This is a genomic window from Vibrio sp. 1078-1 (assembly GCF_033340475.1).
On record NZ_JAWOWM010000208.1, the window covers coordinates 1 to 815 of the forward strand.

Below are 815 nucleotides of genomic sequence, written 5' to 3' on the forward strand. Positions count from 1 at the left end.
CTGTATCAATGTTTACGGTTATCTTCGCGATTTCTCGTACTATTGGTTGGATTGCCCACTGGAACGAGATGCACAGCGACCCACTAAACCGTATCGGTCGCCCACGTCAGCTTTACAAAGGCGAGACGCAACGTGAATTTTCGCCGCTTCATGAGCGCGAATAATCGTTACTAGAGTTATCAGATAAACAAAAGGGTTGAGATGTAAGTCTCAACCCTTTTTAGTTTTAACGATAAAAATACACGCTACACTGGATTATCAATATCCACAAACTCGACATCTAAACCGTATTCATCGGCTAACCACTTACCAAGTGCTTTGATGCCATAACGCTCTGTTGCATGGTGACCCGCAGCAAAATAGTGGATGTCCATCTCACGAGCGGTGTAAGTTGTTCGCTCCGAAATTTCGCCAGAAATGAATGCATCTAATCCATGCTGAACCGCAAGTTCAATGAAATCTTGTCCACCGCCAGTACACCAAGCAACGGTTTCGATCATTTTCTCCGCATTATCTGGAGCGATATGTAGAGGCTCTCGATTAAGGACTTGGTTGATCTTGCTCGCAAATTGAGAACCAGTCATCGGTTTTTTCAAGCGTCCAAATAGGGCGACAGACTGCGGATGACCTTCTAACCCACCGTCGATTTCAATATCAAGAAGACGAGCAAGCTCTGCGTTGTTACCAAGTTCAGGATGAATGTCGAGCGGTAGATGGTAGCCGTACAGATTAATGTCACTTTTAATTAGGCTACGAATGCGCTTACCTTTCATACCGCGAATGGGTTCTGGCTCCCCTTTCCAAAAATAACCATG

Annotated in this window: 2 protein-coding genes; one reads left to right on the forward strand and one right to left on the reverse strand. The window is 45.0% G+C overall.

Annotated elements, in window-relative coordinates:
* Positions 1-164: citrate/2-methylcitrate synthase (locus R7190_RS26635; protein ID WP_318137768.1), on the forward strand; the 164-nt coding region annotated here is incomplete at its 5' end.
* 81 nt (positions 165-245) lie between these two features.
* Here R7190_RS26635 and R7190_RS26640 read toward each other — a convergent pair.
* A partial coding sequence (locus R7190_RS26640; RefSeq protein WP_318137767.1) for a Nif3-like dinuclear metal center hexameric protein occupies positions 246-815 on the reverse strand: 570 nt, incomplete at its 5' end.